Genomic DNA, 5,605 nt, shown 5'->3' on the forward strand with positions numbered 1-5,605 from the left:
GGTTTTCATGTTCTTGAAAGATGTTTGAGATTATCCTTCTAAGATACTGATTACCAATGCTTTATACTAATTTTTTAACATTTAATTTGCTGATTATCAGCGGGTTATATTTTTGTCATGTACTAAAATTGCTGCTTCAAAGTTAGTTTAATATGAAATAAATTAATTCAATCACTACAATTATTTGATTCAGACTCAAAACTTTACTTTTCCGCCGATTTCATTTTCGCCATACTTCCTTTCGCTACTGATTTAGGCGTAGCTAAACTGCAAGGATTTGGTATTCAATGCGAATGATATGCGAAATTAAGAATCAAATTTGTGTTTGACTAAATATTAGAGATATCATTTTGTAGGATCTCAATTCAATCTTCTACCCATTCAAAGCCTTCTCAAAAAAATCTCTTACAGGTTTGGCATCGCGGTGTTTCTCAACAATTAAATCTATGAGCAAATCATCGGTCACAATCTCCGGCGGGAATACTGCGGAGTAAAAAAACTGCTTTTTCAACAGCATAGGTTGCTTTTTTGCAGCTTCCATCAATTCTTTTGTCGGAAGCCTTTTGTTTTCTTCGCCTTCTATTTCACCAAAAGTTTCAAGGAAATTTTCGTCGTTTATAGCCTTTTCAAATTCTCTGGGGTTGTTCATTATAGCTTCACGTACAGCCATAAGCTCTTCCTTATTTGGACTGTAAACACCACCGGCGATGCGCACATTTTCAGGACCGAGCTGTATGTACAATCCTGGTCGAGCGCCATCCTTTCTTCCATAAGGAGATATCGCAGCGGCTCTATTAAGTTTATATGGTGCTTTGTCTTTTGCAAATCGAATATCCCGGTTTATTCTGAAAATCGCTTTTTTGGGATCGCCAGTCAGTGCCGGATCTTCCTTTTGCAATTCTGCCATTAAAGCTGCAACGAAATCTTCAAAAGGCTTTTTGATATTCTGGTGATAGCGTTCCCGATTTTCATCAAACCAGTCTTTATTATTATTCGCTGCCAGTTCTTTAAAGAAAGTATTGAAGTCAGATTTAAAGTATGCCATGTTGATAACTAAATGTTTATTTTATTTCGATAGACTAACACCACAAAAATCAGAAAGTTAACTGGAATATGCCATTTTTAAACTTATTTAAATCAATTGAACCTTTGGGCAATCCTTTTTTTACTCGGTAAGTTTATAGTAACTTCGATTAAATAAACCAATTTAGACTATTCTATGACTGTTGATGAAGTTGTTTCTAAACTGAAATCAGAGAGTAAAGAAGGAGTGAAAAACGGGTGGTCAATTTTAGACACCTGTGGTGAAGAAACATTTGGACTGAACTTTTCACGTGTTCAAAATGTCGCCAAAAACATAAAGAATGACCCTTGCCTGGCAGACGAACTGTACGCCAGCACGAATCATGACTTGAAGGTACTTGCCACCTACATTGACGATGGAAAGAGCTACTCACTCGATGAGCTCAATAACCGCGTAAAACAGTTGTACCTCTCCCCTTTTGCAGAGAAATTCTGTCACCATGTTATGGCAAAGTCTCCTCACGCGGTTCATTTTATTGATGAATGGACAAATTGTGAAATAGGCGATTATAAGTGCTACGCTTATTTTACGCTCGCCGAAGTGGCTCGTCAGAAAAACAACCTTTCAGATGAATTTTATGCAAGACAACTGCGGGAAATTGCAGCTCGCTTTCATGAAGAGCCCGATACTGTAAAGCAAGCCATGCAGGAAGCTATACTTTCAATAGGTTGCAGAGATTCTAAGCTTAAAAAGCAAAGCTATATAGTAGCTGGCGCTATTGGAAAAGTGAGTTTAGAAGACGGGAAGGTAAATGATACGACCCAGAAACTGGAGAAAAAGCTCAATGTGCGAAAGTTGATGAAGACATAACGACTTATCTAACCATTACTACATGGCCCTTGAATACTTGATATTCAAGACTCTCAACCGACTTTACTTTTAGGAAATAAACAAACAAGGTTGGAGAAGATAAGTAATCGGAGCCTCTAAAAGTTCCGTTCCAAACTTCTTTGGGATTTGAGGATGAAAACACCTCTTTTCCGGTGCGGTCTAAAATCACAATCTCGTAGAAATCTATTGCACCACCGCTTATTACAGGCTTAAAAACATCATTTAAGCCATCCATATTTGGCGTGAAAGCATTGGGTACAAATACGTTGAGCAATTTATCAGGCTGCTCGCCGGTTGATTTTTGTGCAAGAGCATTGGCTCCGACAAAAATGACAGCAAATGCAAGTAGTAGTATATTAAGTTTTCTCATAACCTTAAATCAGTTGAAAAATAGATAAAAAATTTGTCATAACAATGAAAATCACTGTTTAAACAAAAAATGATTTCAAAATAGGGTTATAGAAAAAGGTTGAATTGATTAGATCCAACCTTTTGACGAAATAAAAACAGAAACGTTGCACAAATGTTTTAAGTAAGCGCATTTTCTTTAAGCGAACTCCTTCTTACTGTCCAAAGTACTAGCAAACCAATTAATCCAAAAATGATTAGAAAGTACTTTCCGATGTTTTGGTTTCCCGAATCAGCGGGAGATGGTAATAATGGAATAAGCTCATTTCTATTCGGGGCATATTTATCACGGGTATTTCTTACGCTAAATTCTGTGATATAATCCCCGTAGTTTAGATTTGTCCATCCGGCAAGAGTCGCCAATTCGGCTACTTCTACTCTTCTTCTGCTCTCCAGGTCGGCCCGGTAGTTTCGTCCTTCAGAGCACGATAAGTCGCCTTGGGCAGGATGATGCATAATATACCTAGCCTGATAGCTCTCCCTGTTTGGAGTAACTTGAAAAAACAAATCCTGCGGAAATTTTTCGCGTGTATAACGAACATGCATCCGCGTAAAGAAAACTTCACTTGAGCTGTTCATTCCCGACACCCAGTCAACACCGGCTTCGGCAAAGTCACTAAAAACAGGAGGTGGCGAAACGCATGGATCGCATTTTATGCCGTTCATCGGGCTTACATTCCATGCATATTCCAGAAAAACAGCATTCATTCCCTCCCGGTAATAGGCTCTGTTAAACAAATCAGTATAGAATTCACCAAAATATCTTTCAACAAATAAAGGCACATTTCTATCAGAAGGAATTTTTACGGTGCGGTAATTTACAGGCTCTACTCTCCCACTTTTCGAAAATGCATAAATAATCAAATCCTGCGCCTCAACGGCATTGGCCATTCCCAGCCTAATTGGGAGCATAAACTTTCCCGATTCAAAAGATATCTGAATAGGATTTAAATAGTTAAAGCCACTTTCTTTATGCTTTTCCAGATTAACTTTTACCACAAAAAACTTTGTATTGCTTTTAATGTAAGGCTCCAAAACCTCTCTCGCGGAAGCGGGAATTTTATAATCATTGTCTGTTAGCCAGCGCTCAAGCCCATCAGATTGTTCAGCACTTAAAAGCATAATATCGTACTCACCTATTGTATATTTGGCTTCTATAGTTACCTGATAATCTTCTTTTGCTTCTGCGTCTTTGTCCGATTCAGACTTCATTCTCTTCATTTGCATTGTAGATGACGGAGCGTACTCATTAGCAAAAATGGGCTGACATGGATTTTCATCATAATACTCTACGAGTCGTGGTGCCGAGTAGGCATCGAGTCTATCGAAAACGCCGCGATTAGAAATCTTTATCTGATCTTCGCGGAGTACAGTCGGCACGGGAATTACCATGGCAAAATCTTTTACATCACCTTGAAAATCATTGCTCATGGTAATGATAGATCGATTGCCGTCGCGGACCAGTATAACTTCAGACTTATGGTTAAAAAGTGTTGCCGGTGCTTTGGAAACGTAAAAACCGCAGAATGCATAAATATCAGTGCTTAAGAATAGTGCTATCAATAAAATAGCTGAAAATTTGATGTTATTTTTCATAAGTGTTTGTATTAAGTGAATGAATATTCCATTGAAATGGATTTGATTTAAAGTATTTGTCGATTAAAGGTGTAGATAACGATACCAGGAAAAGTGCAATAAGAGGCGCTTGATAGAAATAAAAGAATTGCGATAAGCCAAAAGAGAGTACTGAGATCATTATGCCCCATAAGATTCTACCGCTGCGCTTGTTTGGAGATGTACGCGGATCGGTAATCATGAAAAAGGCGAAGAGCAAAATGGTTCCAGAATTGAATTTGTGAAAAACGACATCCCAGCTCCAGCCCAGCCAGCCGATATTTCTAATTGATTCGAATAAGAATAATGAAATCAGGAAAGTAAGTGCAACATCCCATCTATTTACACCGAAAAGCACAATTGCAGCTCCAAGGGTAATTAAAGAAGCAATAATTTCGCCGCTTCCCCATTGCCCCGGCGATATCCACCCCTGCCCGAGGAGCATTAAAGCGATAATCCCAAAATTAGTGGGATTGAAAATATGTTTTGATGTGGTGCGCAGTAAAAATTTGGAGCTGATTGTAAGAAATCCTGCCAACGCCATCCATTCCCAGCCATTCACTTTAAGCAAAAGGCAAAGTCCCAACGCGCTGATTAAAGAGCTTTTCCACGAACCATTTGGCAGTTTGAGTCGATAAGCGAAGAAGTATTGGGTGGAAAGGCACGAGGTAATTGCCGTAAGGTAAATGCTTAATTCGCCGTACCAGCCGAGAAAAATCCATCCGTAAATTAGAAAATTGGAAAGGAGAAAAATTTGCAGCCAGCGTGGATCAGCCCAGAATTGCAATTGCTTTGAAATGGAATTGGCCATTGTATTTTTTTTTCATCCTGTACACCTTCACATTAATTTGGTTCATTCATGCTTAAATCAAATTTCTTTTAGCGAAGTTTGTAGCACAGCAAATCCCATTTTTATGAAACATTTGATTCTCTTTTTAATAACAATTACTGCCGGAATTAATGGCTGCAGCCAAATTGGATACACAGCCTATCAAAAAATTGAAGGGCTAGATGTCTCTACAAAATGGGGAAAGGCGCGCGACGCCGATGGAACGAAAAAGCCCGCATTGCTTTTAGCTTTTGAAAACACCAATAATTATCCTGTTTCGTACAGCTTTGATATTTTGCTCTACTACGAGGGGCTTTTGCGCGAAAGCGGACGTATTGAAGACGTATGTCTCGATGGGTTAAAATCAAGCGTAGGGAAACTAAACGGAATCTATTTTATTCCTGAAAAGTTTACGGAGGAGCAGTTAAAAAATTCAGATTTTAATTTCGTTCTCGAGGAAATTCAGGTTGTGAAAATTGCGCAATGCATTGATGAAGAGGAGATACCACAAGAATAATTATAAACAATTATTTTAATTGTCGGCGATTTTTGCTGCAGCCTTAATCCCTGTGGACGTAATCTGCGGGAGATCCAGGTAGCAATTGGCAGTAGTTTAATTTCTATTTATTAGGGTAACCAAAAATTCCTTTTCCCAGTGTATTCTGAATTTCTGCGACCTTGATAGTCTTTGTGTCAGTTTATTAAATTATTCCTAAGTACATGACAAAAATTGATATATATCCATATTGTTCTGATTCTTAGGATTTAACAAACAGCTTGCTAAATGGTCTAATCCATGCTTGAAGATACTTTTTGCTTTGCGGCCATGTTTTTTTATT

6 protein-coding genes are annotated in these 5,605 nt (G+C 38.3%); 2 read left to right on the plus strand and 4 right to left on the minus strand.

From position 1 onward, the window contains the following. Positions 1 to 373: 373 nt before the first annotated feature. On the minus strand, positions 374 to 1,045 hold the full coding sequence (locus G3O08_RS20210) for a DUF2461 domain-containing protein (protein WP_163287262.1): 672 nt from the start codon (positions 1,043 to 1,045) through the stop codon (positions 374 to 376). 174 nt (positions 1,046 to 1,219) lie between these two features. Here G3O08_RS20210 and G3O08_RS20215 point away from each other — a divergent pair, with 174 nt between their 5' ends. Further along, complete coding sequence (locus tag G3O08_RS20215) at positions 1,220 to 1,894, plus strand: hypothetical protein (protein ID WP_163287263.1); 675 nt, start codon at positions 1,220 to 1,222, stop codon at positions 1,892 to 1,894. A 4-nt stretch (positions 1,895 to 1,898) separates the two neighbouring features. Here G3O08_RS20215 and G3O08_RS20220 read toward each other — a convergent pair whose 3' ends face one another. The 3 genes from G3O08_RS20220 to G3O08_RS20230 all read right to left on the minus strand — a co-directional run bounded on the left by G3O08_RS20220 (position 1,899) and on the right by G3O08_RS20230 (position 4,748). Then, positions 1,899 to 2,285 (minus strand): T9SS type B sorting domain-containing protein, encoded by a 387-nt coding sequence (locus G3O08_RS20220; protein ID WP_163287264.1) that lies wholly within the window; start codon positions 2,283 to 2,285, stop codon positions 1,899 to 1,901. Positions 2,286 to 2,443: 158 nt separating this feature from the next. Next, on the minus strand, positions 2,444 to 3,919 hold the full coding sequence (locus G3O08_RS20225; protein WP_163287265.1) for a DUF2330 domain-containing protein: 1,476 nt from the start codon (positions 3,917 to 3,919) through the stop codon (positions 2,444 to 2,446). Then, positions 3,909 to 4,748, minus strand: a complete 840-nt coding sequence (locus tag G3O08_RS20230; protein WP_163287266.1) for an RnfABCDGE type electron transport complex subunit D — start codon at positions 4,746 to 4,748, stop codon at positions 3,909 to 3,911. Before G3O08_RS20230 ends, G3O08_RS20225 begins: the two co-directional genes overlap by 11 nt. A 103-nt stretch (positions 4,749 to 4,851) precedes the next feature. Between G3O08_RS20230 and G3O08_RS20235 the strand changes: the two genes are divergently transcribed. Then, positions 4,852 to 5,283, plus strand: a complete 432-nt coding sequence (locus tag G3O08_RS20235; RefSeq protein WP_163287267.1) for a hypothetical protein — start codon at positions 4,852 to 4,854, stop codon at positions 5,281 to 5,283. Positions 5,284 to 5,605: the final 322 nt, after the last annotated feature.

The organism is Cryomorpha ignava, from assembly GCF_010686655.1.
GTDB lineage: Bacteria > Bacteroidota > Bacteroidia > Flavobacteriales_D > Cryomorphaceae > Cryomorpha > Cryomorpha ignava.

Excerpts from the sequence above, each read along its gene's own strand:
- G3O08_RS20210 (WP_163287262.1), bottom strand. The coding sequence starts at position 1,045 with ATGGCATACTTTAAATCTGACTTCAATACTTTCTTTAAAGAACTGGCA.
- G3O08_RS20215 (WP_163287263.1), top strand. The coding sequence starts at position 1,220 with ATGACTGTTGATGAAGTTGTTTCTAAACTGAAATCAGAGAGTAAAGAA.
- G3O08_RS20220 (WP_163287264.1), bottom strand. The coding sequence starts at position 2,285 with ATGAGAAAACTTAATATACTACTACTTGCATTTGCTGTCATTTTTGTC.
- G3O08_RS20225 (WP_163287265.1), bottom strand. The coding sequence starts at position 3,919 with ATGAAAAATAACATCAAATTTTCAGCTATTTTATTGATAGCACTATTC.
- G3O08_RS20230 (WP_163287266.1), bottom strand. The coding sequence starts at position 4,748 with ATGGCCAATTCCATTTCAAAGCAATTGCAATTCTGGGCTGATCCACGC.
- G3O08_RS20235 (WP_163287267.1), top strand. The coding sequence starts at position 4,852 with ATGAAACATTTGATTCTCTTTTTAATAACAATTACTGCCGGAATTAAT.